Annotated in this window: 26 protein-coding genes; 6 read left to right on the top strand and 20 right to left on the bottom strand. The window is 69.3% G+C overall.

Annotated elements, in window-relative coordinates:
* Window positions 1-934 precede the first annotated feature (934 nt).
* From LH62_RS19270 to LH62_RS19255, 3 genes are all read left to right on the top strand, one after another.
* Complete coding sequence (locus tag LH62_RS19270) at window positions 935-2494, top strand: PAS domain-containing protein (RefSeq protein ID WP_201445546.1); 1560 nt, start codon at window positions 935-937, stop codon at window positions 2492-2494.
* Window positions 2495-2648: 154 nt separating this feature from the next.
* The gene (locus LH62_RS19265; protein WP_043363674.1) at window positions 2649-3185 is read left to right on the top strand and encodes an inorganic diphosphatase; all 537 of its coding nucleotides are present in this window, start codon (window positions 2649-2651) and stop codon (window positions 3183-3185) included.
* Between the two features lie 794 nt (window positions 3186-3979).
* Window positions 3980-4207: a WGxxGxxG family protein gene (locus LH62_RS19255; protein WP_043363672.1), complete on the top strand. Its 228-nt coding sequence runs from the start codon at window positions 3980-3982 to the stop codon at window positions 4205-4207.
* A gap of 61 nt (window positions 4208-4268) precedes the next feature.
* On the opposite strand, the gene LH62_RS19250 is transcribed toward LH62_RS19255, so the two are convergent.
* From LH62_RS19250 to LH62_RS19235, 3 genes are all read right to left on the bottom strand, one after another.
* Entirely contained in the window at window positions 4269-4733 is a 465-nt protein-coding gene (locus LH62_RS19250) for a sensor histidine kinase (RefSeq protein ID WP_052214705.1), read from the bottom strand.
* A gap of 598 nt (window positions 4734-5331) precedes the next feature.
* A complete protein-coding gene (locus LH62_RS19240; protein WP_144404542.1) occupies window positions 5332-5748 on the bottom strand; it encodes a helix-turn-helix domain-containing protein in 417 nt (138 codons plus the stop codon).
* Between the two features lie 6 nt (window positions 5749-5754).
* On the bottom strand, window positions 5755-6444 hold the full coding sequence (locus LH62_RS19235) for an isocitrate/isopropylmalate family dehydrogenase (RefSeq protein WP_052214704.1): 690 nt from the start codon (window positions 6442-6444) through the stop codon (window positions 5755-5757).
* A 62-nt stretch (window positions 6445-6506) separates the two neighbouring features.
* Between LH62_RS19235 and LH62_RS19230 the strand changes: the two genes are divergently transcribed.
* Window positions 6507-7484, top strand: a complete 978-nt coding sequence (locus LH62_RS19230) for a tripartite tricarboxylate transporter substrate binding protein (RefSeq protein ID WP_043363669.1) — start codon at window positions 6507-6509, stop codon at window positions 7482-7484.
* 42 nt (window positions 7485-7526) lie between these two features.
* Here LH62_RS19230 and LH62_RS19225 read toward each other — a convergent pair whose 3' ends face one another.
* The gene (locus tag LH62_RS19225; protein WP_043363668.1) at window positions 7527-7871 is read right to left on the bottom strand and encodes a hypothetical protein; all 345 of its coding nucleotides are present in this window, start codon (window positions 7869-7871) and stop codon (window positions 7527-7529) included.
* Window positions 7872-8050: 179 nt separating this feature from the next.
* Here LH62_RS19225 and LH62_RS19220 point away from each other — a divergent pair, with 179 nt between their 5' ends.
* On the top strand, window positions 8051-8509 hold the full coding sequence (locus LH62_RS19220) for a MarR family winged helix-turn-helix transcriptional regulator (protein ID WP_043363667.1): 459 nt from the start codon (window positions 8051-8053) through the stop codon (window positions 8507-8509).
* Here the strand turns inward: LH62_RS19220 and LH62_RS19215 are convergent, their stop codons facing one another.
* Window positions 8510-9379, bottom strand: coding sequence for a DUF697 domain-containing protein (locus tag LH62_RS19215; RefSeq protein WP_043363666.1), 870 nt, complete (start codon window positions 9377-9379; stop codon window positions 8510-8512). It abuts the gene before it with no gap.
* Window positions 9376-10785 carry a YcjX family protein gene (locus LH62_RS19210; protein ID WP_052214703.1) on the bottom strand — a complete coding sequence of 470 codons (1410 nt, stop codon included), beginning with the start codon at window positions 10783-10785 and terminating at the stop codon, window positions 9376-9378. Before LH62_RS19210 ends, LH62_RS19215 begins: the two co-directional genes overlap by 4 nt.
* Before the next feature lie 177 nt (window positions 10786-10962).
* Here LH62_RS19210 and LH62_RS19205 point away from each other — a divergent pair, with 177 nt between their 5' ends.
* Window positions 10963-12690 (top strand): ATP-binding protein, encoded by a 1728-nt coding sequence (locus LH62_RS19205; RefSeq protein ID WP_052214702.1) that lies wholly within the window; start codon window positions 10963-10965, stop codon window positions 12688-12690.
* A 5-nt stretch (window positions 12691-12695) separates the two neighbouring features.
* Here the strand turns inward: LH62_RS19205 and gloA are convergent, their stop codons facing one another.
* From gloA to tsf, 14 genes are all read right to left on the bottom strand, one after another.
* Window positions 12696-13085 (bottom strand): lactoylglutathione lyase, encoded by a 390-nt coding sequence (gene gloA / locus LH62_RS19200; protein ID WP_043363665.1) that lies wholly within the window; start codon window positions 13083-13085, stop codon window positions 12696-12698.
* Window positions 13082-13924 carry an LpxI family protein gene (locus tag LH62_RS19195; RefSeq protein ID WP_043363664.1) on the bottom strand — a complete coding sequence of 281 codons (843 nt, stop codon included), beginning with the start codon at window positions 13922-13924 and terminating at the stop codon, window positions 13082-13084. The genes gloA and LH62_RS19195 overlap by 4 nt, the downstream gene beginning before the upstream one ends.
* A complete protein-coding gene (lpxA, locus tag LH62_RS19190) occupies window positions 13921-14763 on the bottom strand; it encodes an acyl-ACP--UDP-N-acetylglucosamine O-acyltransferase (protein WP_052214701.1) in 843 nt (280 codons plus the stop codon). Before lpxA ends, LH62_RS19195 begins: the two co-directional genes overlap by 4 nt.
* A gap of 4 nt (window positions 14764-14767) precedes the next feature.
* A complete protein-coding gene (gene fabZ, locus LH62_RS19185) occupies window positions 14768-15268 on the bottom strand; it encodes a 3-hydroxyacyl-ACP dehydratase FabZ (protein WP_043363663.1) in 501 nt (166 codons plus the stop codon).
* Window positions 15269-15272: 4 nt separating this feature from the next.
* Complete coding sequence (gene lpxD, locus LH62_RS19180) at window positions 15273-16310, bottom strand: UDP-3-O-(3-hydroxymyristoyl)glucosamine N-acyltransferase (protein ID WP_043363662.1); 1038 nt, start codon at window positions 16308-16310, stop codon at window positions 15273-15275.
* 15 nt (window positions 16311-16325) lie between these two features.
* Complete coding sequence (locus LH62_RS19175) at window positions 16326-17129, bottom strand: OmpH family outer membrane protein (RefSeq protein WP_043363661.1); 804 nt, start codon at window positions 17127-17129, stop codon at window positions 16326-16328.
* A 47-nt stretch (window positions 17130-17176) separates the two neighbouring features.
* Complete coding sequence (gene bamA / locus LH62_RS19170; RefSeq protein WP_052214700.1) at window positions 17177-19543, bottom strand: outer membrane protein assembly factor BamA; 2367 nt, start codon at window positions 19541-19543, stop codon at window positions 17177-17179.
* A 139-nt stretch (window positions 19544-19682) separates the two neighbouring features.
* Window positions 19683-20786 (bottom strand): RIP metalloprotease RseP, encoded by a 1104-nt coding sequence (rseP, locus tag LH62_RS19165; protein WP_043366177.1) that lies wholly within the window; start codon window positions 20784-20786, stop codon window positions 19683-19685.
* Between the two features lie 42 nt (window positions 20787-20828).
* Window positions 20829-21998 (bottom strand): 1-deoxy-D-xylulose-5-phosphate reductoisomerase, encoded by a 1170-nt coding sequence (gene dxr / locus LH62_RS19160; protein ID WP_043363660.1) that lies wholly within the window; start codon window positions 21996-21998, stop codon window positions 20829-20831.
* Window positions 21989-22840, bottom strand: coding sequence for a phosphatidate cytidylyltransferase (locus LH62_RS19155; protein WP_043363659.1), 852 nt, complete (start codon window positions 22838-22840; stop codon window positions 21989-21991). Before LH62_RS19155 ends, dxr begins: the two co-directional genes overlap by 10 nt.
* Window positions 22841-22853: 13 nt before the next feature.
* Entirely contained in the window at window positions 22854-23618 is a 765-nt protein-coding gene (gene uppS / locus LH62_RS19150) for a polyprenyl diphosphate synthase (protein ID WP_052215020.1), read from the bottom strand.
* A 5-nt stretch (window positions 23619-23623) separates the two neighbouring features.
* The gene (frr, locus tag LH62_RS19145) at window positions 23624-24196 is read right to left on the bottom strand and encodes a ribosome recycling factor (RefSeq protein ID WP_043363658.1); all 573 of its coding nucleotides are present in this window, start codon (window positions 24194-24196) and stop codon (window positions 23624-23626) included.
* 132 nt (window positions 24197-24328) lie between these two features.
* Complete coding sequence (gene pyrH / locus LH62_RS19140) at window positions 24329-25054, bottom strand: UMP kinase (protein WP_043363657.1); 726 nt, start codon at window positions 25052-25054, stop codon at window positions 24329-24331.
* A gap of 123 nt (window positions 25055-25177) precedes the next feature.
* On the bottom strand, window positions 25178-26098 hold the full coding sequence (gene tsf / locus LH62_RS19135) for a translation elongation factor Ts (protein ID WP_043363656.1): 921 nt from the start codon (window positions 26096-26098) through the stop codon (window positions 25178-25180).
* Window positions 26099-26150: the final 52 nt, after the last annotated feature.

The following is a 26150-nucleotide window of genomic DNA, read 5'->3' as shown; positions in this document are numbered from 1 at the left end:
GCCGAAATGGGACACCCGCCCCCAATGACGGCCAATCACGCCTCCGTGCAACAGTGCGGCCTGATCGACACACCCTTGCTCGCTCCCCGCCAAGTTCCGCCGTCCCATTTACGGATTTGACACGTTCCTGTGGGAGGTGGCTGCCACCGCTCGCGCCACCCATATCACTGAGGTGCCTGCCCGCGGAGCAATCCGCGATGGCCAAAAATGCCGCCGCCACATGGAGTAAGAAGCGGTGCTGAGCGAGGAAGCTTTTGATTTCAAGAGGTGCTTCGGCGTACCTGCGGAGCATGCTCTCCGACAATCCGATCTCCCGTTGGCAACCCGAGGGCTGCTGGCTCCCAGGCGGTGGGAGCATGAGGAATACGACAGTGACGGCAATCTGGTCGCAGTTTACGAGAGTTGGGTGCGCAACGGCGACAGCCTCGGCTTCGTAAAGTATTCGCCCTTTGGCTGGGTGCTCAGCATCTCCGGCCAGTCGCCACGCTTTCCACCCCCCAAGCCACGCCTCCGGCTTGGAAAAGCGGCGTGACCCCATAGGGATCACACCGGCCACCTCGCCTCACCACCCCGGCGGGTACTGGTAGGGACACCCAGCCCCTCCCCGCGGCTTATCCTCTGTCCCTGCTCGGTTGGAACAGGAAGGTTTTACGGACCAACGATCATTTCTGTGCAGCCATCGCTAATTCCCGGCGTTGGCCGGTGGTCCCGAGCACCGGGGCTCTGGATGCGGAACCGGGTTGGAATGGTGAATAGGGAGCAGGGTGGGGTTTCAGGGCAGCCATCGAGTGAGGTGCCGCCGGCTGGGAGTAGTCACGGCGTGCGAGCCGCCGGCAGGCACGAAGTTGCTTCTGGTGGCCCGGTAGGCGGTCCAGGGTTTAGCAGTTGGCAAGAGGCCACAGTTGCTCGCCCTGGCCTGGACGACCGCAGCGGCGTGTTTTTTGCCGCCGTCGAAATGACGCGCATGCCCATGCTCATGACCGACCCGCACCTGCCGGACAACCCAATCGTCTTCGCCAATGCCGCCTTTCTCGACCTCACAGGCTACGCACGCGAAGACATCCTGGGGCGCAACTGCCGTTTCCTCCAAGGCGCGCTCACCAGCCAGGACACGGTGAGCCAAATCCGGACCGCCCTGGCTGAGCGGCGCCCGATCGCAGTTGAAATCCTGAACTACAAACGGGACGGCACACCCTTCTGGAACGCCCTGTTTATCGGCCCGGTCTTTGGCCCGGATGGCGAACTCCTGCACTTCTTCGCGTCGCAGTTTGATGCCACGCCACGTCATGACGTGGAGGATGCGCTGCGGCAGGCGCAGAAGATGGAGGCGATCGCGCAATTGGCAGCCGGGTTGGCGCACGACTTCAACAACACCCTTCAGGTCGTGCTTGGCAATCTCAAGCGCGCTGAGACACGCCTACCGAATGAACCTGAGGCATTGAGGCCGCTGGAGCGCGCACGGCAGGCCGCCCGGCATGCGGCGACGCTCACCCAGCAACTCCTGACCTTTGCCCGGAGAACACGGCTCGAAGCGCGTCCGGTTATCCTCAACACGGTGCTGTCGGAGATCGGTGAGGTGCTGTCGCGTACCCTCGGCGAAGGCCTGGAGCTACGCTACGACCTCGACCCACGTCTCCCGCCATGTGCCATCGATCCAGCCCAGGTGAAGGTGGCCTTGCTGAACCTGCTGGCCAACGCGCGTGACGCCATGCCGAGTGGCGGTCGCGCCACCATACGAACCGGGACGGTGATGCTGGACGAAGCCGCCGTTCTTGCCGGGAGCGATGGGTTGAAGCCGGGCCGCTATGTCGTGCTGAGCGTCGAGGATGAAGGGCCAGGAATGCCGCCAGAGGTTCTGGCGCGCTCCACCGAGCCGTTCTTCAGCACCAAGACTGGCAAGCGCGGCCTTGGCCTCGCAACCGTTCATGGCTTTGTTCGCCAGTCGCGCGGGCGGCTGGACATCACCAGCATGCCCGGCGGCGGAGCCAGAGTGCGCATGCTCTTTCCCCTGGCGCTGAATGACACCGCGGACGCACCGCAGCCCCTAAACGACAATGAAGCGTTGCCTGACGGCAATCTGGACGGCACCGCCACAATCCTTGCCGTGGATGATGATGCGGGCGTGCTTGAACTCGCGGTGCATCAACTGACAACCCTTGGCTACCGGGTACTGTCGGCGAAGAGCGGGGAGGATGCCCTGGAGGTACTGGGGCGAGCAGGCGGGCAGGTGGACCTGCTGTTCACCGACATCTCCATGCCGGGCGGCATGAACGGCCTTGTGCTGGCCGAGCAAGCGCGAGCGCTGTGCTCCGACCTCCGCATCCTGCTCGCAACCGGCTACAGCGATGACCTCGTGGCGCAGCAAAGGCCGACACAGGCAGCTAACGTGCTCAGCAAGCCATACAGCCAGACCGACCTTGCCGGCCGTGTGCGCGCCGCACTGAACGGTCGCTACGATCGTCGCCCCGATCTGGGACCAGCACAGGAAGTCTGAACTCGATCGGTAAGCACCCGAGTGTCGCTTACCTTGCTTCACACCTCGTCGCCTACAGCACACTGCACCGACCCGCGCTGGACAGAGGCCCTGAACCGGCTTCCGTTCCCGAGCGTTGCCCGGTTCGCCGCAGTGTTGCGCAATGGAACCTCCGATGAAACTCCTCACCCAAATTCCGGCGTTCGACGCACACGGAGACATCAACGTCATCATTGAAACGCCCAAGGGCAGCCACAACAAATACGCCTATGATGAGGAGTTCGGCGTATTCCGCTTCAAGGCGGTAATGCCGGAGGGCAACGTGTTTCCCCACGACTTCGGCTTCGTCCCTTCCACGCTCGGAGAGGATGGTGACCCGCTCGACGTTCTGGTCCTGCTTGACGTGTCGCTCCCGGTAGGCTGCCTGCTTTCGGCACGGCCACTCGGCGTGATCGAGGCGGAGCAGCGAGAGCGAGACGGCAAGACGGAGCGCAACGACCGTCTCCTTGCGGTCGCCACCATGGCCCGCACGCACGCCCATGTCCACCGGCTCGAAGACCTTCGGCCGGGCCTGCTGGACGAGATCGAGGCGTTCTTCTGCCACTACAATGCCCTGAGCGGGCGTACCTTCACGCCTGTAGGCCGCGGTGGCCCTGAGCGGGCGCGGGCGCTCGTCGAAGCGGGCGTCGCGGCGCGTAAAAATGGTGGGTAAACCCGCATAGGCCGAACCGCCCGGCTTGTACCGCGGCCTGGAAAGCGCCGCGGACAGCTTGTTCGCCTAAACGGATTTGGCAGGTGGGACCGGTGCTGGTGCGCCAACGCTACGGCGGCGCAGACGGCGGCCTTCGTCACCGTCGAGGCGTGGTCACCTGCCGCCTACCTTGCAGCGAGTTGACGCGTCCGTGCGTGCCCGCGCGTCAGCCGCCCGAACGCCTCTGTCACAGCCCGGAACGCATCCGCGCTGCCCCCCGCATCTGGATGCGCCTCCTTGGCTGCACGGCGATAGGCCCTCCGGAGTTCGTCCCGTGTTGACGGCATACGGTCGAGGCCGAGCGCCATCAGGTCCGCCGTCCGGGACGCAGGCGCCCAAAAGGTCCACGCTGCCCCGGTGACAAACAGCGTCCAGCCCAAGTCCAACGACCGCGCCGCGAGGGCGAGCAGGTCGGCGTTCAGCCGCCTGAGGATATCCGCACCATCAACCATGCCACAGCAGCCCATGCTCGAATGCGACTCTTGCCCCGGGAGCACCACTTGCGCCCTTGTCAAGACGGCGATGACAAGACGACGTGCATGCGACGAAGTTCATGGCGGTGGCGTATGGAGGGACGATTTTCGCCCAGAGGTCAGACTGGCAACATCGCTTGGTGATGTTGGTGTCGTCGGGGCCTCGATCAGCGTCTAATCAGGCCGCGGCCTGGACATCCGCCCTCCTCACGGAACGACACCATCCGACACAGCGTTACTTTCGATACCCGTCGGATTGGCGGGGTACTGGGAGAAACGATCATGCTCACTCGCTTTGGTGCAGTGGCAATGCTCACCGTTGTCCTGGCCGGTCCGGCAATCGCCCAGACCACAACTGCGACGCCGCCGTCAAGCACCGTCACGCCCGTGGGCGACCGCGACGACGGTTTCGATTGGGGCTGGATCGGCCTCTTGGGTCTGGCGGGTCTGGCACCCCTGTTCATGCGCAAAGACCGGCAGGGCAACGTTCACGCCGATACGCGAAGGTAATCCCCTCCGGACCGCCGGGCCGATGACGGGTTCGGCGGCCCAGCGTGCCGGCAATGCTAGTTCAGTGAGGTGACCCGGGCGGTGCGGCACGAAAGCGCAGCCCGGCGACCGTTCCCCGGCCGCACTCGCCGGGTTGGCGCGAGAAGGTGCCGCGAAGCTGCGCCGCCAATGCACGCAGCAGCCGCGTACCCATGCCCGAGCCTTGCAGGGGCATTGCAGGCGGCGCCCCCAGCAACTCACCCTCGGCGGGCAGACCAATGCCGTCGTCGGCCACGGTCAAGACGAACTCTCCCGCCTCGCGCGCGAAGCGTACCTGCACAGTCCCGGCCCGGTCCTTGGGAAAGGCATATTTGAGGGCGTTGGTCACCGCCTCGTTCAGCACAAGCCCAAGCTGTACAGCCCGCTCGGTGTCAAGCGTGTGCGCCTCGGCCTCTGTCACCAGCGCCACCGGGCGCAAGCCGTCACCCATCTGTGCCGCTATGATGTCAGCGCATAGACCCTCGATAAAGTGCTGGGTGTTGACCACGGTCGCCTCCTCGTCGGCACCGCCAATACCAGCAAGCCCGCGCTGGCATCCGCCGGGACTCACTCCGTTACGGGTACAGTATCAGCCACCCTTGCCATGCCGTCCCTATCCGCTGACGGAACGGTAAGCGGTGTCCCTAGTGTAACGGGAACGCTTTCCGCAACCACCGCGATCCCCTTCCTGGCGGCCTCCGGTACCTACACCCTCAGCGGTTCAGCAGCGGCCACCACCCTGAAGCCCGTCATGACAGCCTCCGGAACACAGACCATTATTGGCTCCGCCGCGATTACCACCTTGAAGCCAGCCATGGTTGCTGCCGGTGGTGGGATCATGGGCGCCCTGGCGGCGGTGACCACCCGCCCGTCCAGGCGGCACGCGGTTCGCATTGCGTCACCGGGACCTTCGCCGCACCCACCGCCAGACCGTCCCTGGTTGGCGCTGGAAGCCATGCGGGCAATTACCAGGGGGGGGTTGCGGCCACCACGCGGAAGCCCACCCTGGCGGCCTCTAGCGCAAGTGCCACGGCATCTGGCGCCCTGGTGGTGATAGGCATCAGCCTCTCCCCTGGCCCTGGCGGTGTCGATCCCGCGTCTGGCAATCAGATAAGGGGAACGCTCCTTGGCCGCCCCCTGGTCTTCTTGGGGGCCTCCTTCAGGGGCGCGACGGGTGGAGGAGCACAACCCCTGCGGGGCTGTTCCGCGAGCCACTGGAGAAGGTCTGCCAGGGCATAGGTGGCGGACCGGCCATAGTCGAGGAAGGGCGGCCCTTTCTGCTGCGTTGCCCAATCGGCCAGGGTGGTGGTGGCAACGCCAAGGAACGCGGCGGCCTGCTCCCTGGTAAGCAGCGGGTTGCTTTCCAGGGCGGCCTGTGCGGCTGGCGGGAGGGCAACGGCGGGCTCGACGGCGGGGGCCAGGACTTCAGCCACGGGAACCGGGAGGCCGGTCTGCGGGTGGTCCACGGTGAACTGACCGTGCTTCCAACGAAGGCTGTATGGGTTATAGTGAGTGGTGTTCATACCCGGTCAATAATGCGTGAGGCCAGTCTTGGGCAAGCGCTTTGTATGAAACAGGTATGAGATTCCCCTTCCAGAACTGATCTTCTGAGATATACCAATGGGGAAAATATTAGGGAAAATATTAACCAGGGTCACGCGTCCCTTTCGGCCGAGCCGTGCCGCCCGGCGCTCGGCGAGGCGGAAGCTGAAGCGGGAAAGCTTCTCGGTCGTCGCGCGGGTGATGCGGAGCGTTTCTTCCGCCCGGTCCTCCGTCACCAGACCGGCGCCGCGCGAGTGGAACAGCCCCTCCGTGCTCTCCCGCACCAGGACGAAGTCCATGGATTGGGCGCGCGGGTTGGCAAGCGCCACGGGCACGCCGGGGATGGCGCGCACCGGCCGCACGCCGGCATAAAGGCCGAGGCGGAAGCGGAGGTCGAGCTGCGGCGCAATCTCGGTCCCGTCCGCCTGGCGGATGCCGGGCCAGCCCATGGCGCCTAGCAGGATGGCGTCCGCCCCCTCGGCGGCGCGGAAGCTGCTCTCGGGAAAGGCCTCGCCGGTCGCCTGGTAATGGAAAGCGCCGGCCGGCAGCGTCTCGGTCGAGAAGCCGATGCCGTGGCGGCGGGCCAGCGGCTCCAGCACCGCGAGCGTCGCATCCGTCACTTCCGTGCCGATGCCGTCGCCCGGCAGCACCGCGATCCGTACCGAATTGGCGGCCATACGCTTTCCCTTCCCACAACTTTGGCGCCATCCTGCGGCAAAGAGTCCGGGAGGGACAGTTCATGACGCATCTCACGCGCCGCAGCCTGCTCGGGGCTGCCGCCATGGTGCCGGGCCTCGCCCGGGCGCAGCAACCGGCCTGGCCGGAGAAGCCGGTGCGGATCATCGTGCCCTTCCCGCCCGGCCAGGCGGCCGACATCTTCACGCGGCTCTATGCCGACGAGTTGTCACGGCGCTGGCCGCAGCGTGTCGTCGTCGAGAATCGCGGCGGAGGCGCCGGGGCGCCGGCGCTGGAGGCGGGGGCACGGGCGGCGGCGGATGGCTACACGCTGACGGCGGGCACGTCGGGGACGCTCGGGGTCAACCCGTCCGTGCTGCCGCGCATCCCCTATGATGCCGAACGGGATTTCGCCTTCGTCAGCAATGTCGTGGTGCTGCCGCTGCTGATCGTGGCGCACCCTTCGCTCGGAATGCGGACAGCGGCTGAGGTCGTGGCGACGGCCAAGGCCGCGCCCGGGGCGATCGATGTGGCGACGGCAGGGCCGGCGACGAGCCAGCACATGTCGGCCGAGCTCTTCGTTCACCGCACCGGCATCCGGGTGAACATGGTTCATTACCGCGGCAGCGGTCCGGCCATGGCCGACCTGCTTTCGGGCAACGTGAAGCTGATGTTCGACAGCGTCGCCTCGGCCCTGCCGCATATCCAGGCGGGCAAGGTCATCCCCATCGCCGTCACCACGCCGGACCGCGCGCCGCAGCTGCCGGAGGTGCCGACCATCGCCGAAACGGTGGCGCCCGGCTACGGGGCCTATGGCTGGACCGGGCTCTGCGCCCCGGCCGGGACGCCGGCGGAGATCGTGCAGAAGGTGAATGCCGATCTCGGCGCCGTCCTGCGCCAGCCGGCGATGCAGGCGCGCTTCATCGAGCTTGGCGGCACGGCGGCGCCGGGCACGCCGGAGGAATTCGGGAGTTTCGTGCGGCGGGAAATCGCGCAATGGCGCGAGGTTGCCCGCATCGCCAATGTCAGGCTGGAGGGATGAGCCGCCGCGGCGCCCGGAGGCGCCGCGGGAGCTAAATCAGCGTCAGCCGCCGATGCGGTCGGTCGTCCGCTCGGCCAGGGTCGGGCTGCCGGCCTGCGCCGGAGCATAGACCAGGGCCTGCTCGCGGCCACCGCCCACGAGCCGGGCAACATAGCCGGTCACGGGCTGGCCTGCCGTCGGGCCGGAATAGGCGACGCTGCGGTTGCTGGCCTCGCCGGTGATGCGGGCGTAGCCGCCACCGACGACATTCTGGCTGGGCTCGGCGTACACGACCCGGGGGCCGCCATCGGCGCCGCCGCCGACGAGGCGGGGGCCATTGTCCTGGGCCAGCGCGGCACCGGCCGTGCCGAACAGCATCGCGGAGGCGATCAGTGCGTTGCGGAACATGGTTCAGTCTCCTTCAGGCCCCGACTACCGGCGCCGTGTTGAGAGGCTATGTAGCGGGCGATTAGGTCGTACGCGATAGACATATCCGCATGTCAGCCATGCAGGCCTTTCATGTGCGATTAAATCGCGCGATATTCATTTGGTGAGGTAAGGGACAGACGTCAAATGGGAGTGCAGCCATGAGCGAATCGACACCGACCGGCCCGAGCCTGGATCTGAACGAGTTCCTCTGCTTCGCCCTGCATTCCACTGCGCAGGCCATGGGGCGCGCCAACAAGCCGATGCTGGAGAAGATCGGCCTGACCTACCCGCAGTACCTGGTCATGATCGTGCTGTGGAAGGAGGACAACCGCACCGTCAGCGCGATCGGCGACAAGCTCTACCTCGAATCCAGTACGCTGACGCCGATGCTGAAGCGGCTGGAGGCGCTCGGCTACATCCGGCGCGAGCGCGACACGGAGGATGAGCGGCAGGTGCGCATCCGCCTCACCGAGCAGGGCCGCGCCCTGCATGACAAGGCCTGCGAGCTGCACCCGGATTGGGTGGAGCAGGTTTTCGGCGGCGACTTGAAGGCCGTCCACGACCTGAAGCAGCGCGTCATCGCCCTGCGGGACAAGCTGCTGTCCGTCGAGGGGTAGTCAGCGCAACGGCGGGACGATCCGGCAGGCTTCCGCCGCGACGCGGGCGAGGCGCAGCATCCGCCGTGCCGCTACCGCCCCGGCCGCTGCCTCTCCGGCGAACTGCTCCAGCAGCTTGTTGGAGAGCAGCGCCCGCGCCGCCGCATCCACAGCGACATCCGTCGCGGCGACGGTGGCAGCGTCGAACAATGTCCGCCTCACCAGGGCAAGCGTTCCCGCGAAGCCCGGCCGCAGCCCGTGCAGCGCCGCCACCTGCCGCACCAGCCGCACGCCGCGCCAGGCGAAGACCAGAGCATCAAGCCCCGGCGAGGGGCTGACCGCGGTGATCGAGAAGGCCTGCACCGCCGCCACCCGACCAAGCCCCGCCGCCTCCGCGTCCAGCAGCCGCAGCGGACCGCCCTCGAGCAGCGCGCGCAACTCCTCCGTGCTGCCGGCCTGGCGCAAGGCCGGTTGCAGGCTCGCCGCTTCGGCGACGCCGCCCGCCCAGCGCAGCGTCTCCGCCCGCGCGGTCTCCAGGTCCTGCCGGGCGAAGGCCACCCGCGCCCGGTCCACCGCCCGGAGCGCGGCAAGGCTCCGCAACTCGCGCCAGGCGCCACCCGCCAGCAGGCCGAAGCCGACCCCTACCACGCCGAGCGTCGCCCAGCCCTGCACCGGCCCCCGGCCGAACTGGTCGACGACGAAATTGGCCGCATCCAGCGCCGCCAGGCCAAGGCCGAGCACCGCCGCCCCCGCCGCCGCGCGCCCGAGCCCGGACCAACGGGCTCGCGGGGCCGGCACCGCCACCGGCACCACCGCCTGTTCCCATTGGAAGTCGAGCCGCGGCGCCGGCTCCTCCAGGATCACCCGCGGGCCCTTGGGCGCATCGCTCACAGCAGGTCTCCGATCAGCGCCGCCAACAGCGCATCCAGCCCGAGATGCGGAACGCCGGAGCCGCCCGCCGCGTCCAGCCGGGGCGGCTGGAATTCCGGCATCTCGAAGAAGCCATGCTCCCAGAAGCCCGGCTCGGGCGGCCTCAGGGGAATCTCACCGGGATAGACCTTGGCGCTTCGCCCGTTCGCCAGAAGCAACCCGCGCACGGCGGCGACCGGGCGGCCGTCCAGCACCGCCACATCGTCCTCCGTGCAGCGCAGCGAGGCGAGGGCGTGCACGCTGGTGGGTACGCCCGCCTCGCCCGCCCTGTCCTGCGGCCCGGCGACGAGATGGCCGAGCAGCGCCGCCAGCGCATCCCGCTGCCGCGCCGGCACATGGTCGGACTTGGTGGCAGCGAAGGCGATGCGGCTGATGCCGGCCCCGGTCAGCCAGTCCAGCCAGCCGCCGCCATGGCGCAGGGCGCCGGCAATGGCCGCGAGCGCCTCCGCCGTATCCTCGAAGGCGGCCTGTCCGGCATGCAGCGCGCCGAGCACATCGACCAGCACCGCCTGCCGGTCGAAGCGGCGGAAGAAGGGCTCGAAAAACTCTGCCCGCTGCGCGGCCACATAAGCGGCATGGCGCTCCGCCAGCAGGGCGGCCAAACCGCCACCGCGCGGGTGCGGCAGGGGAAAGAACCAGAGCAGCGGCGTCTCGCCCCGCGGCCCCGGATTGAGCACCCGTCCGGGCTGGAGGAAGCGGAAGCCAAGCCGGTCCCGGCACTCCCGCAAGGCATCGCGGTAGAGCGCATGGCCACGTCGCGCCAGCGCCTCATCCGCCGGGGACCCGGCCGGCAGCGCCTCCGCCCAGTCCAGGAACTCGCGCGCCGCCGTTGAAGCCTCAGCCCGGCGCAGCCGCCGCAAGGCCTCAGCCGACCACTCCGCATAGCCCTGGTCGAGCATCGGCAGGTCGAGCAGCCACTCGCCGGGATAGTCGAGCAGTTCCAGCGTCACCGTCCGCCGCCCGCTCAACCCGCCCAGCAGGCTGCCGAGGCTGCTGCCGCGCTCGAGCTCGAGGGTCAGCTCCAGCGTGGAAAGGTCGTCCGTCCGGCCCGGCCAGGAGGGCGGATCGGCCGCCAATGCCGCGAGATGCGCCTCAACATCGAAGCGCGGCAAGGCCTCGGTCGCCGAAGGCACCAGCCGCACGCCCCGCAGCCGCCCACCAGCCGCCTGCTCCAGCAACGGCAGCGTGCGCCGCCCGCGCCCGGCGGCCAGCAAGTTGGCGACGAGAGCGGTGAGAAAGACCGTCTTCCCCGCCCGGGTCAGGCCGGTGACCGCGAGCCGGACGCGCGGCTGGCCGATCAGGCTGCGGAAGCCGCGCTCGGGCATCTCCGCCAGGTCGCGGAGGAGGCCGAAAGGATCAGCGGGCATCGGCAGAGCAGGTCCCCCTTGTCTCGGCTCCGGGGTGTAGGGGCCGGTCAGGGCAGCGGCAAGGCAGACCCAAGATCACGGATTTTGGCGCGGCCTCGCAATGGAGCAGCGCGGCGGCTACCATGAAGGAGAACAAGCGCGGGGCGCCATGCATCCCTCGACCGCTGGTACGCGCTGATGGCAAATACGCCGGACCTCCAGGCCGAGCGGTTGAAGGCGGTCCGCGCGCAGCTGCCCTTCGCCCTGGTTGCGACGCTCGGCAATGCCGCGATCACCACCATCCTGCTGGCGCTCGACCTTGGCCAGGCAGAGGCCTTCGCGTGGTTCGCCGTCATGCTCGCCATCACCGGCTTCCGCTTCCTGGTCGGGCGGAGCGCCGGGCCGGAGAGTCCGCGCCGCGCCTGGGCGGCGCTCGCCGGCACCGCCGCGAGCGGCCTCGGCTGGGGTCTCGGCGCCCTCTGGCTGATGCCGGCCTCCGAGGGTTACCAGCTGTTCTGGATCTTCCTGATCGGCGGCATGTGCGCCGGCAGCGCGGCACTGCATTACCCGCATTTTCCGACCGTGCTCGCCTTCCTGCTGCCGGCCGGATTGCCCCTGGTGCTGCGCATCGCCTTTGCGGAAGGGCCGCGCCACCACGCCGAGGCCCTGCTGCTGCTCAGCTTCCTCCTCGCGCTCAGCCTGACCGCGCTGCGCTCCAGCCGGCAATTCGATGCGATGATCCGCCTCCAGATCGACCTCGTCGCGCTGCAGGCCCGCCTCAACGCCGAGATCGCCGAGCGCCGCGCGACGGAGGCCAACCTCGTCCATGCCCAGAAGATGGAAGCGGTCGGCCAGCTTACCGGTGGCATCGCGCATGATTTCAACAACCTGCTGATGGCCGTGCTCGGCAGCCTGAAGCTGCTGCGCAAACGCCTCCCGTCGGAGGACGTCAAGGCGCGGCAGCTCATCGAGAATGCGCTGGCCGGGGCGGAGCGCGGGGCCGGCCTGACCCGCCGCCTTCTCGCATTCGGCCGCCGCCAGCCGAGCCGGCCGGAGCGGGTGGAGCTGCCCCGGCTGGTCCGCGGCATGAGCGACCTGCTGCGCAACTCCCTGAGCGCTGCCATCCAGCTCCAGATTCGCCTGCCGCCGGATCTGCCCGCGGTGCAGGTGGATGCCAACCAGCTGGAACTTGCCCTGCTCAACCTGGTGGTCAATGCCCGCGACGCCATGCCCGCCGGCGGCACCATCACCATCACCGGCCGGGTGGCCGAGCCGGAGGCGGAAGCGCTGCCGCCCGGACCCTATGTCGTGCTCTCCGTCACCGATACTGGCGAGGGGATGGACGAGGCGACCCTTGCCCGCGCCACCGAGCCCTTTTTCACCACCAAGCCTGCCGGCAAGGGCACGGGCCTCGGCCTGCCGATGGTCCAGGGGCTGGCGCTCAGCTCGGGCGGGCATTTCCTGCTGCGGAGCGTTCCAGGCACGGGCACCGAGGCGGAACTCTGGCTGCGTCAGGCCCCGGCCGAGGCGGCGGCTGAGACAGCGCCCAGCCCCGCCCCCGCCGCGGCGCCGCGTCCGGCCCGGCGCCTCAACGTGCTGCTGGTCGATGACGACCCGCTGGTGCTGGCCAGCACGCGGGACATGCTGGAGGATCTCGGCCATGCCGTGCTGGAAGCCAGTTCCGGCCCTGAGGCGCTGGCGCTGCTGCACGCCGGCCGCGCCGCCGACCTCATCATCACCGACTACGCCATGCCGGGAATGACCGGCATGCAGCTCGGCACCGCCATCCACCGGGATTGGCCGAGCCTGCCGGTGCTGCTGGCCACCGGCTATGCGGAATTGCCAGGCGAAGGCGAGGGCACCCTCCCCCGGCTGGCGAAACCCTTCGACGCTGAGGCGCTGGCACGGGCGACCAGCCTCCCCTGACCGGCTCAGCGCTGGATCAGCTCGATCTTGTAGCCGTCCGGATCCTCGACGAAGGCGATGATGGTGGTGCCGAACTTCACCGGACCCGCCTCGCGCGTCACCTTGCCGCCGCCCGTGCGGACCTTCTCGCAGGTCGCCGCCACATCCGGTACGCCGACCGCGAGATGGCCGAAGGCGTTGCCCTGCTCGTAGGTTTCCGTGCCGTAGTTGTAGGTGAGTTCGATCTCGCCCTGACCCTCGGCATTGCCCTCGCCATAGCCGAGGAAGGCCAGGGTGTACTTGCCATCGGGAACATCACGGCGGCGCAGCTCCTTCATCCCCAGGAGCTCGGTGTAGAACTTCACGCTGCGGTCGAGATTGCCGACCCGGATCATCGTGTGCAGGAATTTGCTCATGGCGTTGTCTCCTTGAGGAATTCGTCCGGCCGGATGGCGAGCAGGAAGAGCCCCGCCGCGTCCGCGGCCGCGATGGTGGCGAACCGGTCCACCAGAATGGTGCCGCCCGCTTCAACGGCAATGCCGGCGAGCCCCGCCGCCGCGGCGCCCGCGATGGTCGCCGGCCCCAGCGTCGGCAGGTCTACCCGCCGATCCTGCCCCGGCTTCACCAGCTTCACCAGCACCCCGCCCGGCCCTTCGCGCCTGAGCCCGGCGCAACGCGCGAGCAGCGCATCCGTCCCCTCGATCGCCTCGACGCCGAGGACGAGGCCCTGCTGGATCACCGCTCCCTGACCGACATCGACGGCGCCGAGCGCCCGCACCACGGCGATGCCGCGCCGGATATCCTCGAGGGCCGCTGGCGGGGGCACCACGGCGCCGAGCAGCCCCGCCTCCGGCAGGATGTCGCGGAGGATCGCCTGGGCGGGGAGGATCTCGAATCCATCCTCCTCCAGCACGCGCACCACGGCCTTCAGCAGCCCGTCATCGCCCTGCCAGGCAGCACGGCCGATCTTCAGCAGCAGCCTGGCCATGCCGGCATCGGGGCGGATGGAGAGAAAGGAGGGGCGCTTTGCCGTCCCGCTCATCACCAGCTGGCGGATGCCGCGCGCCCGGAGCGCCTCGATCGCCTCGCCCGCCGCGCCGAGCCGGATCGCCAGATGCGGCAGATGGGCGTAGTCGGCCGGGTCGCCCCAGCCCTCGATCACCACGGCAAAGACATCGCGCCCGGCCGCCTGCGCCGCCGCGGCCACCCGGAGCGGCACGGAGCCGCCGCCGGCGACGAGGCCGAGGGGCGTCACGCCCCCTCCCCGTTCTCCTCATCCACGCCGCCGAGCTCCGGCGCGGTCATCCGCCCCGGCCGGACCAGCTGCCGGCGGCGGGACGCATCGCGGACGAAGGCGATGATCTCCATCACCAGCGGCTCCTCCGCGTAGCGCTCTTCCGCCTGGGCAAGCTTCGCCGCGAACTCGCCGGCATCCTTGAAGAGCAGGTTGTTGGCGACGCGGAGGGTGCGCAGCTGCTCCCGGCTCGCGCCCCGTCGCAGCAGGCCGATCTTGTTGAAGCCGACGAGCCGCGCCGGCAGGCCGAAGACATAGCCGAAGGGCGGGATGTCGTTGGTGACGCCCGCAAGCCCGCTCACCATGGCGAGCCGGCCGATCCTGACCGTCTGGTGCACCGCCGCGCCGCCGCCGATGAAGGCACCGTCGCCGACATGCACATGGCCGCCGAGCATGACGTTGTTGGCGAGGATGACGCCCTCTCCCACCACGCAGTCGTGCGCCACATGCGCCTGCGCCATCAGCATGCAGCCCGCACCGACACTGGTGACGCCGGCACCGCCGACCGAGGCGCGATGGATGGTGCAGCCTTCCCGCACCAGGGTCCGGGCGCCAAGCTCGCAGCGCGTCGGCTCGCCCTTGTACTTGGTGTCCTGCGGCGGCGTGCCGATGGAGGCGAAGGGCAGGATGCGGGAGCCAGCGCCGATGCGCGTCATCCCGTCGACGACGACATGGGAGACGAGTTCCACCCCCGCCTCCAGCACCGCCTCGGGGCCGACCTGGCAGAAGGGGCCGATGCGGACATCGTCGGCAAGCTGGGCGCCGGGCGCGACGACCGCGCTGGGATGGATCTGCGCCAAGGGCTCAGCGGTCCAGGATCATGGCGGTGTAGGTCGCCTCGGCGACGACTTTGCCGTCCACCTTCGCCTCGGCGGCGAATTTCCAGATATTGCCCCGCTGCCGGTCCTTGTTGACATGGATGCGGAGCTGGTCGCCCGGACCGACCGGCTTGCGGAATTTCGCGCCCTCGACCGACATGAAATAAACGAGCTTGCCCCGTGCCTCGGGGCCCAGCGTCTCCACCACCAGCACCGCCGCCGTCTGCGCCATGCTTTCGACGATCAGCACGCCCGGCATCACCGGATGCTCGGGAAAATGGCCCTGGAAGAAATTCTCGTTGATGGTGACGTTCTTGATGCCGACGCAGGAGTGGTTCTTCCGCACCTCGACGATGCGGTCCACCAGCAGGAAGGGGTAGCGGTGCGGAATGGCGCGCATGATCTGCGCGATGTCGAAGGCCTCGACCCGCCCTTCCTCGCCGACCGGACCGGCGGTTTCCGCCGCTCTCGCCTCGTTCGCATCCATTGCCTTAGCCTGCCTTCCCCTCGTCCTGCCGGGCCGCGCCCAGCTTGCGCAGCCGTGCCACGGCGCGCCAGAATTCCCGCGCCGGCCAGGCCGGGCTGCCGATGACATCGGTCTTCGCAGGCACGTCGTTCATCACCCCGGCCTGGGCGCCGATCCGCACCCCGCTGCCGATGTCAAGATGGCCGGCAATACCACCCTGGGCCGCGAGCTGCACATAGTCGCCGAGCACGGTGGAGCCGGAGATGCCCGCCTGCCCGACGATGATGCAGCCTCGGCCAGTGCGCACGTTGTGCCCGACCTGCACCAGGTTGTCGAGGCGCGAGCCCGGCCCGATGACCGTATCGCCCTGGCTGCCGCGATCGACGCAGCTGTTGGCACCGATCTCGCAAAAATCACCGAGCAGTACCCGGCCGAGCTGCGGCATCGTCAGGAAGCCGCCCTCCGGCGTGGGCGCGAAGCCGAACCCCTCCTGCCCGATCCGGGCCCCGGGATGCAGCACCACCCCGCGTCCGGCGACCGCATGGCTGATGCTGCAATGCGGATGTAGCCGGCAGCCCTCGCCCAGCTCGACCCCCGGCCCAACCACCACATGGGCGCCGATGATGCACCCGGCGCCGATCCTCGCCCCGGCGCCGATCACGGCGCAGGGCCCGATTTCGCACCCCTCCCCGATCGCCGCGCCGTCGCCGATGACGGCGCTCGGATGCACCCCCGGCACCGGCGCCGGCGCCGGATGGAACAGCGCCGCGATGCGGGCAAAAGCCAGATAGGGCGCAGCCGCGGTGATGGCGATGGTCCCGTCCGGCACCTGCCCGGCCAGCGCCGGGGCGAGCACCACCGCGCCAGCCTTGGTCGCGGCGAGGGCCGGCAGGTATTTTCGGTTGTCGAGGAAGCTCACCTCGTTCGGCCCGGCTGCCTGCAGCGGCGCGACGCCGGAGAAGGCCCGCGCCGGGTCGCCCGCGCTCTGCCCGCCGGCGGCGAGGAGGATATCGGCCAGCACCTGTGGCCCGGCCGAGGCGAAGAAGCGAGGATCGACCGCCACGGCCGCCCCCTCAGGTCAGCGCCGCTGCTGAGCGGCGGGCGCCGGGGCCGGCGCGGCCGGCCGGGCCGGCGCCTGGGCGGCCGGAGCCTCGGCCCCACCGGTGGCATCGGGCGGCATGGTCACGCTGCGCAGCACGCGGTTGAACTGCTGCGCCACTTCCTCGGTCAGGTCGAAGGGCGGGTCGTTGAAGATCACCAGCGGCCGCGGCAGCACAAGGTTGACCTTTCGGCTTGCCGCCACCTGGCGGATCACACCGCCGAGCGCCTGCTCGATCTCCTGCAGCGCCTGCTGCGCCGCTTGCTCGATGGCACGCGAACGTTCGCGGAAGATGCGCTGGCTGTCGGTGATGCGGTCCTGCAAGGTCCGCTCGCGCTCGCGCAGCTGGTCGGGCGGCAGCGTCGCGCGCTGGTTGGCGAGTTGCTGCTGCTGCTCGCGCCAGTTGTTCTGCTCGCGCTGGAGGTCGTCGTTGAGGCGCTGACGCCGCCGCTCAATCTCGTCCCGCACTTGGTTGAAGGCGGTGGAAACGCGCTGGATCTCCGGCACGTCGACAATGCCGATGACGGCGTCGGGCGGTTGCTGGCCGGGCGGCAGCGGGGCCGGAGCCTGGGTGTTGGGCCGGGCCGGGGCCTGGGCCGGACGCTGCTGCTGTGCCGGCTGGGCCGGCCGCGGCTGCTGCGGCTGCGGCTGTGCCGGCCGCTGGCCGCCTGGGATGAAGAAGCCGGGATCCTGCTGCTGGGCCAGCACCGGCCCGCTGGCCAGGGCGACAACCGCCAGGGCCGAGGCCGAGCGGAGCAGGAACGAAGCGCGGAAGGCTGGCATAGGCAGGACAATCCCAGGGTTCAGATGATCGGGGTCACAAGCTGCGGTCAGAACCGGGTGCCGAAGCCGAACCGAAAGACCTGGGTCTCGTCGTAGGACTTCTTCACCACCGCCTGGGCGATGTCGATATTGATCAGGCCGAATGGGCTCCGCCAGGAGACGCCGACGCCGGCACCGACCCGCGGCGAGGAATCGTCGACGACGCCTGCGCCGCTCGCGCTCTGCGACAACGCGCCGACATCGACGAAGGCACGTCCGACCAGCCCGAGTTCGGCCGGCAGGGGCAGCGGGTAGCGCAACTCGGTTGTCTGCGTCCAGAGGAACCGGCCGCCGAGGCTGTCGCGGGTATTGATGTCGCGCGGGCCGGCGCCGGCGATGCGGAAGCCGCGGAGGTTCTCGCCGCCGAGGAAGAAGCGGTCGATGATGCGGGTCTGCTTGCCGAACAGGTCCTCGAGATAGCCGACGCTGCCGGAGATCGAGAGCAGGTAGTCCGGGTCGCCGAGCCAGGATTCGAGCGGGACGTAGTAGGTGCCGTCGAGCCGTGCGCGGAGATAGGCCACGTCGCCGCCGAGGCCGGCGAAGTCGGTGCCGAGGCGGAGCACGGCGCCGCGACGCGGATCGACGATTGAATCCCGCAGGTCGTAGGTCAGCGTCTGGCCGATCTGCGACAGCAGGGTCGCGCCGCGCTGCTCGGTGATGAAGCGGGAGGCACCTTCGGCGATGTCCGTGATGCGCCGGTTGGTGAGGGTGTAGGCCCAGGTCTGCCGCAGCCGCTCGTTGAAGGCATAGCCCATGCGGAGGGTGAAGCCCTGCCGCTCCTCGCGGTAGGAGGCGATGTTCAGCAGGTTGCGCTGAACGTAGAAGACGTCGACGCCGGCCGCGAGGTTGCGGTCGAGGAAATAGGGGTCGGTGACCGAGATATCGATCTGGCTGCGGCGCTGGGCGATAGTGCCGTTGATGCGTGCGTCGATGCCGGTGCCGAGCAGGTTGCGCTCGCGCAGGCCCACATCGGCCAGCGCGCCCGCATCCGTCGAGTAGCCGCCGCCGATCGAGACCTCGCCCGTGGCCCGCTCGGCGACCTGGGTGTTGAGGACCGCCCGGTCCGGCGCGCTGCCCGGCGTCGAGGTGATCTGCACGTCGGAGAAGTAGCCGAGGTCGCGCAGCCGCTGCCGGCTGCGCCGGATCTGCGCAGCGTTGAAGGCATCGCCCTCGGCCAGACGGAATTCACGCCGCAGCACGCGGTCCTGCGTGCGGGTGTTGCCGTTGATCTCGATGCGCTCGACATAGACCCGCGGCGCCTCGTTGATCTCGAAGGTCAGGTCGACCCTCCGGTCCTCGCGGTTGCGAGTGATGCGAGGCTGCACGTCGACGAAGGGGAAACCACGAAGGTTCGCGGCATCCTGGATCGCCTGCGCGGTGCGTTCGACGACATCGCCGTCATACCAGTCGCCATCCGAGACATCGACCAGCCGCCGCACGCTCGTCGCGTCGAGGTTGCGGATGTTGGAGACGACCTCCACCTTGCCGACGCGGTAGCGCACGCCCTCATCGATCGAATAGGTGACGAAGAAGCCGGTGCGGTCCTGCGCCAGCTCCGCCGTCGCATTGGTGACCTGCACATCGGCATAGCCGTTGCGGAGGTAGTAGCGGCGCAGCAGCTCGCGGTCGAAGGTCAGGCGCTCCGGATCGAACTGGTCGGATGTCGAGAGCAGCCGGTACCAGGCCTGCTCCTTGGTCGCCACGATCTCCTTCAGCTTGCTGTCCGAATAGGCCTGGTTGCCGACGAAATTGATGCGGGCGACAAGGGCCGCACTGCCTTCCTGAATCTCGTAGACGATGTCGATGCGGTTCTGGTCGCGTTGGATGATCTTCGGCTCGACGGTCGCGGCGAAGCGGCCGCGGCGGGCATAAAGGTCCATGATCCGCTGGCGGTCGGCCTGCACCGCCTGGGTGGTGTAGACGGAGCGCGAGCGGAGCTGCATTTCCTTGCCCAGCACGTCGTCCGAGATCTTGCTGTTGCCCTCGAAGGCGACGCGGCTGACGATCGGGTTCTCGATCACCTGCACCAGGACGCGGCCGCCCTCGCGGCGCATCTGCACGTCGCTGAAGAGGCCGGTCGCGTAGAGTGACTTCAGGCTGCGGTCGAGCCGGTCGGCATCGAAGGCGTCGCCCGGCTGCAGCAGCATGTAGGAGCGGATGGTGTCGCCCTCGATGCGCTGGTTGCCGGTGACGTCGATCGCCTGGACGATCCCGTCCGCTGCCGCAGGCCGGGCGGGCACGGCGCGTGCCGCCGGGCGCGGCCGCGCCTGGGCCTGGGCCTGCTGCTGGCGGGTCTGCGCCTCGGCGGCCACCGGGATCAGACCCGAGGCAATGCAGGCGGTGGCAGCGAGGAGGACGCGGAAGGAAGGGAGCAAAGTGCAGTCCCGTAACGTTGGGGTTCAGCGGCGGGCCGGAGAATAGCCGCGCACCCGCGCCACCGCCACCCCACACCTCGCGTCTTCGCTACTAATCCGCTCAAAGACTTAGCCGGCGCATCGCAGACGGGTAAAAAGCCTAGCCTACAAGGCCCGCAACCCAGCGCCCGATGGCCCCGCCGGCGATGTCGTTCCAGGAGGCAAAGAGGAAGAGCGAGACCAACAGCGCGAATCCGGCCCGGAAGCCGTATTCCTGCGCCCGCGGCGGCAGCGGCCGGCCACGAATTGCTTCCGCCGCATAGAAGACGAGATGCCCGCCATCCAGCAACGGGATGGGGAAGAGGTTCAGCAGGCCGAGGCTCACCGAGAGCAGCGCCATCAGGTTGATCAGCGGCGACAGGCCGAGCGAGGCCGCCTCGCCCGACACCTCGGCGATGCGGATCGGCCCGCCGAGTTCCTTGGCGCTGCGCTCGCCGACGAGCATCTCACCGATGCCCTTCAGCGTCTGCCAGGTGATGTCAGCCGTCTGCACCGCGCCGGCCGCGACGGCCGAGGCCGGGTCCAACCGCTCGAACCGGGAGGCGCCGCCCTGGATGCCGAGCACGCCGACCAGGCCGCTGCCATTGTCCCTGGCATCGGGCGTCACGGTCACGGTCTGCTCGGCGCCGTCGCGGGTGATGGCCACTGCCACCGGCTGGCCCGCCCGCGGCTGGATGTAGCGCTGCACCTGCTCGAAGCGGCTGACCCGCTGCCCGTCGAGAGAAAGGATGGCATCGCCCGGCAGCAGCCCGGCCCGCGCCGCGGCCGAGCCTTCGACGACGGTGTTGATGCCCGTGCCGCCGACCGGCTGGCCGATCGTCATGAACAGCCCGGCGAAGAGCAGGATGGCGAGGAGGAAATTGGCGACCGGCCCGGCCGCGACGACGATGGCGCGGTCGCCGACCGACTTCTCGTGGAAGGTCCGCCCCGGCTGCCAGTTCGCCCGAACCTCCGGGGGGACATCCTCGGGCGTCTCTTGCCCATGCAGCTTCACGTAGCCGCCAAGCGGTATCCAGCCGAGCCGCCATTCCGTCCCGCGCCGGTCGCGCCCCTGGAGCAGCGGCCGTCCGAAGCCGATGGAAAAGGCATCGACATGCACGCCGCGCCAGCGGGCGGCGAGGTAGTGGCCCATCTCATGGACGAAGACGAGGACACCGAGCACGATGGCAAAGGCGATCAGCGTCCGCGGCAGAGCCGGCAGCATGTTCCAGAGATAGCCAAACGATTCCAAAACCGTCGCTCCTGCTCAGGCCGCCGCCCGCCTCGCGGCGAGCCGGCCGGCTTCCTCACGCGCCGCCGCATCCACGGCCAGCACCGCCTCGAGCCCATCGATCGCAGGGTTGCCGAGGGCTTCCAGCGTCTCTTCCACCACCGCGGCGATGTCGAGGAAGCCGAGCCGCCGGTCGAGGAACAGCGCCACCGCCACTTCATTCGCGGCATTCAATATGGTGGTGGCGCCCTGCCCTGCCTGCAACGCCGCCCGGCATAGCCGAAGGGCGGGGAAGCGTATCGCATCCGGAGCAAAAAATTCCAGCCTGCCGAGCGTTGCCAGGTCGAGCCGTGGCACATCGACGGCCATCCGCTCCGGCCAGGCGAGCGCATGGGCGATGGGGGTGCGCATGTCGGGCGAGCCGAGCTGCGCGAGGACCGAGCCATCGGCATACTGGACGAGGCCGTGCACGGTCGATTGCGGATGGACCAGGATCTCGATCCGCTCCTCCGGCACCGGGAAGAGCCGGGCCGCCTCGATCAGCTCCAGCCCCTTGTTGAACATGGTGGCGCTGTCGACCGAGATCTTGGCGCCCATGGACCAGACCGGGTGGCGTACCGCCGCCTCCGGCGTCGCCGCCCGCATGGTGGCGAGGTCGGCGTTGCGAAAGGGCCCGCCCGAGGCGGTCAGCACGATCTTCTCGATCACCGCCGGGTCGCGGGTGTCGAGCGCCTGGAAGATGGCGTTGTGCTCGGAGTCGACCGGCAGCAGCGTCGCCCCGGAGCGCCGGGCCTCGGCGAGGACGATCTCGCCGGCGCAGACCAGGCTCTCCTTGTTGGCCAGCGCCAGCGTGCCGCCGCGGCCGAGTGCGGCGAGGGTGCTGCGCAGCCCGGCCGCGCCGACGATCGCCGCCATGGTCCAGTCGGCCGGGCGGGCGGCGGCCTCGACCACCGCCTCCGGCCCTGCCGCGGTCTCGATCCCGCTGCCGGCCAGCGCCTCGCGCAGGGCGCCGAGGCAGGCAGGGTCGGCCACCACTGCCAGCTGCGCCCCGAAGCGCCGGGCCTGGGCGGCGAGCGCGGTCACGTCGCGCCCGGCGACCAGCGCCTCCACCGCGAAGCGCCCGGGCGGCGCCGCCTCCAGCAGGGCCATGGTGCTGCGGCCGACGGAGCCGGTGCTGCCGAGAACGGTGATACGCTTCAACGCCATAAGGCTTCCCCAGGGCCCAGCAGCACGCCAAGCAGCGCCGCGGCGGGCGCGGCCGAGATCACCCCGTCCAGCCGATCCAGCAGGCCGCCATGGCCGGGGATGAGGCGGGAGGAATCCTTCACGTTGAAGCGCCGCTTGATCCAGCTTTCAAACAGATCCCCCGCCTGCGAAAGCAGGCCGAGGATGGCGGCGATCATCAGCACCCGCGGAAGGGGCACCGTCGCCGGCTCCATCACATACGCCGAGAGCGCGCCGACCGCCATCGCCGAGACGAGCCCGCCCATTGCCCCGGACCAGGTCTTGTTGGGGGAGATGGCCGGCGCCAGCTTCGGCCCGCCAAAGGCCCGGCCGGCGGCATAGGCGCCGATATCGCTCGACCAGACGATCAGGAAGAGGAAGATGACGTTGCGCAACCCCGCCGCCTCGTCGCCCCGCAGATGGATGAGGGAGACACCGGCGAGGCCGATATAGATTACCCCGAAGGCCAGCCAGAAGCCCGGCACCGCCCGGCGGAAGCGCGGCGGCTCGGCCACCGCCCAGAGGCCGAGGAAGCCGAAGCCCAGCACGGCGAAGGCCCAATTCCAGGCCCCGCCCACCGCCAGCACGCCCGCCAGCAGCACCGCCACCGGCACCACCATCCCCGGCGGGCGCTTGGTCGAGAAGCCGCAAAGCCGCACCCATTCCCAGGCCAGTAAGGCGACGGCGGCGGCCATCAGCGCCGTCCAGGCCTCCGCCCCCAGCCAGATGCAGAGCAGGGCCGCCGGCCCGAGCAGGAGGGCGGAGAGAGCACGCTTGCGCAGGTCAGGCCAGCGCGAGGCAGGCCGGGCGGCCGGGTCGGTCACGCGCGGTGGCCGCTCAGCCCGTGCGAGCGCCGAAGCGCCGCTCCCGCCGGCCGTAATCGCGCAGCGCCCGCGCCAGGTGCTCGGCGCCGTAATCCGGCCAGAGCACGTCCTGGAAGACGAATTCGGCATAGGCCGCCTGCCAGAGCAGGAAATTCGACAGCCGCTGCTCGCCCGAGGTGCGGATGATGAGGTCCGGGTCCGGCATCCCGGCAGTGAAGAGGTGCCGCGCGAAGGCCGCGTCGTCGATCGCCTCCGGGTCCAGCCGCCCATCCCGCACCGCCGCCGCCACGGCCCGCGCCGCGGCGAGGATCTCGTCCCGCGCGCCGTAGGAAAGCGCGACATTGAGGTTCAGCCGCGTTCCGCCGGCGGTGACCGCCTCCGCCTGGTCGATCTCCCGCACCATCTCGGCACCGAACCGCGCCCGGTCGCCGATCACCCGGAGGCGGATGCCCTCCTTGGCGAAGGTCGCCACCTCGGAGCGCAGATAAACCCTCAGCAGCCCGGTCAGCGCCCGCACCTCATCGGCCGGCCGCAGCCAGTTCTCCGAGGAGAAGGCGAAGAGGGTCAGCCAGCCGATGCCCTGCTCGGCACAGGCCTCGATGGTGCGGCGCACCGCTTCCGCCCCCGCCTTGTGGCCGAGCGCGACCGGCAGGCCGCGCGCCTCGGCCCAGCGCCGGTTGCCGTCCATGATGATGGCCACATGCTGCGGCAGCGCGCCGGGGGACGTACCCTGTGGCGCGGCATCGGGCAGCGGCTGGAGCTTGGGGGCGCCCGACACGAGGCTCAAACCTGCCGGATGTCCTTTTCCTTCTCGGCCAGCGTGCTGTCGATCTGCTTGATGTACTGATCGGTCAGCTTCTGCACCTCGTCGGACCAATGCTTGACGTCGTCCTGGCTGATCGGTGCCTTCTTGTCCTTCTCCTGCGCCTTCACCTGCTCCATCCCGTCGCGGCGGACGCCGCGGATCGCCACCTTGGCGCTCTCGGCATACTTGCCGGCGGTCTTGATGAGCTCGTTGCGCCGCTCCTGGGTCAGCGGCGGCAGCGGCACACGGATCACCTGACCCTCGGTCTGCGGGTTCAGCCCCAGCCCCGAATCGCGGATGGCGATCTCGACCGCCTTCACCACCGACTTGTCCCAGACCTGCACCGAGAGCAGCCCGGGCCCCGAGACCGAGACATTGGCCACCTGGTTCAGTGGCTGGTTGTTGCCATAGGCCTCCACCCGGATGGGCTCCAGCAGCGCCGGGCTGGCGCGGCCGGTCCGGAGGCCGGAGAATTCCTTCTTGAGCATCTCGATCGCGCCGTCCATGCGGCGCGTGAGGTCCTGTTTCAGCGTCTTGAGGTCGGCCGGCATGGCCCGTCTCTCCCGATCGGTGCGGCCCTGGACATGGTCCCGGGCCTCGTCACATCGCGCCCAGGGCACATCCAGGCCCAGGGCGCATTCAAGCTCAATCCACCATGCGAAGATGGCGGGAAGCGGGCGGCGTCAGTGCTGCTCGACCACCGTGGTGAACTTCCCCTCGCCCTGCATGACCGCGGTGAAGGCGCCGGGCTCGTGGATATTGAAGACGATGATCGGCAGCTTGTTCTCGCGGCACAGGCTGATCGCTGCGGCATCCATCACCAGCAGGTCCCGGGCGAGCATGTCGAGATAGGTGAGCGTCACGTAGCGCTCCGCCTTCGGGTTCTTGCGCGGGTCGGCGGAATAGACGCCGTCCACTTGCGTGCCCTTGAAGAGCGCGTCGCATTCCATCTCCGCGGCGCGCAGCGCGGCGGCGGTGTCGGTGGTGAAGAAGGGGTTGCCCGTGCCGGCGGCGAAGATCACCACCCGGCCCTTCTCCATGTGGCGGATGGCCCGCCGGCGGATATACGGCTCGCAGAGTGACTGCATGGGGATGGCGCTCAGCACCCGGGTCGGCAGGCCCTGCTTTTCGAGTGCCGACTGCATGGCCAGCGCGTTCATCACCGTCGCCAGCATGCCCATGTAGTCGGCCTGGGCGCGATCCATGCCGGCCGCGGCGCCGGCGATGCCGCGGAAGATGTTGCCGCCGCCGATGACGAGGCAGACCTCCGCACCGAGCGCAACCGCGCCCTTCACATCCTCCGCAATGCGGCGGACCGTGGCCGATTCGAGGCCGTAGTCGCGATTGCCCATCAGCGCCTCGCCGGACACCTTGAGCATGACACGCTTGTAGCTGGTCGGCTGGTTCATTATGGGACCGTCACGGGGGCGAGGAACGATATGCAGCAACCCCCGGCCCCGCAAGGCCCTGGTCGAGCCGCGGACGCCACATGCGGGTGAGCGGAGGCCCCACCCGCATGCAACGGTTTCGGATCAGGCGGCGCCGACGCCCGACACCTTCGCCACTTCGGAGGCGAAGTCCGGCCCGACCGGCTTGTCGATGCCCTCGCCGAGCTGGAACCGGGCGAAGCCGGTCAGCTTGCCGCCGGCCTTCTGGACGATGGCCTTCACCCGGCTCTCGCCGTCATGCACCCAGACCTGCTCCAGCAGCACCACTTCCTCGTAGTACTTGCGGATGCGGCCCTCGACCATCTTCTCGATGATGGCCTCCGGCTTGCCGCTGGCCCGTGCCTGCTCGGAAAGCACCGCCTTCTCCCGCTCGAGGGCGGAGGGATCGACGGCGGTGACATCGAGCGCCTCCGGCCTGGTCGCGGCAACATGCATGCCGATCTGCCGCCCGAGGCCTTCGAGCGCATCGATCTCCGACGCCGCCTCCAGCGCGACCAGCACGCCGATCTTGCCAAGGCCCGGGCGGATGGCGTTGTGGGTATAGGTGGCGACGGCGCCACTGCTGACCTCGAGCCGGCGCGCACGGCGGATCGCCATGTTCTCGCCGATGGTGGCGATGAGGCGCGTCAGCTCCTCGGCCACGCTATGCTGCGCACCGGGATAGGTCGCCGCCTTCAGCGCCTCGACGTCCTCGCCGACGGTCAGGGCCAGGCCCGCCACCTCGGAGACGAAGTTCTGGAACTGCTCGTTGCGGGCGACGAAGTCGGTCTCGGCATTCACCTCGACCATGGCGGCAACGTTCGGCGCGCTGGCAACGCCGACCAGCCCCTCGGCGGCGACGCGGCCGGACTTCTTGGCGGCGGCCGAGAGGCCCTTCTTCCGCAGCCAGTCGATCGCGGCTTCCATGTCGCCGTTCGACTCCACCAGGGCCTTCTTGCAGTCCATCATGCCGGCGCCGGTCTTGTCGCGCAGGTCGCGGACCATCGCTGCAGTGATTTCGGCCATGGATCAAACCCCCACAGGAACGCGGCCGTCCTGTCCGGACGGCCGCCATAAC

Source organism: Belnapia sp. F-4-1 (assembly GCF_000802185.1).
Lineage (GTDB): Bacteria > Pseudomonadota > Alphaproteobacteria > Acetobacterales > Acetobacteraceae > Belnapia.
Note: the sequence above shows the minus strand (reverse complement) of the source record. Positions and strands in the feature narration are given on the sequence as shown.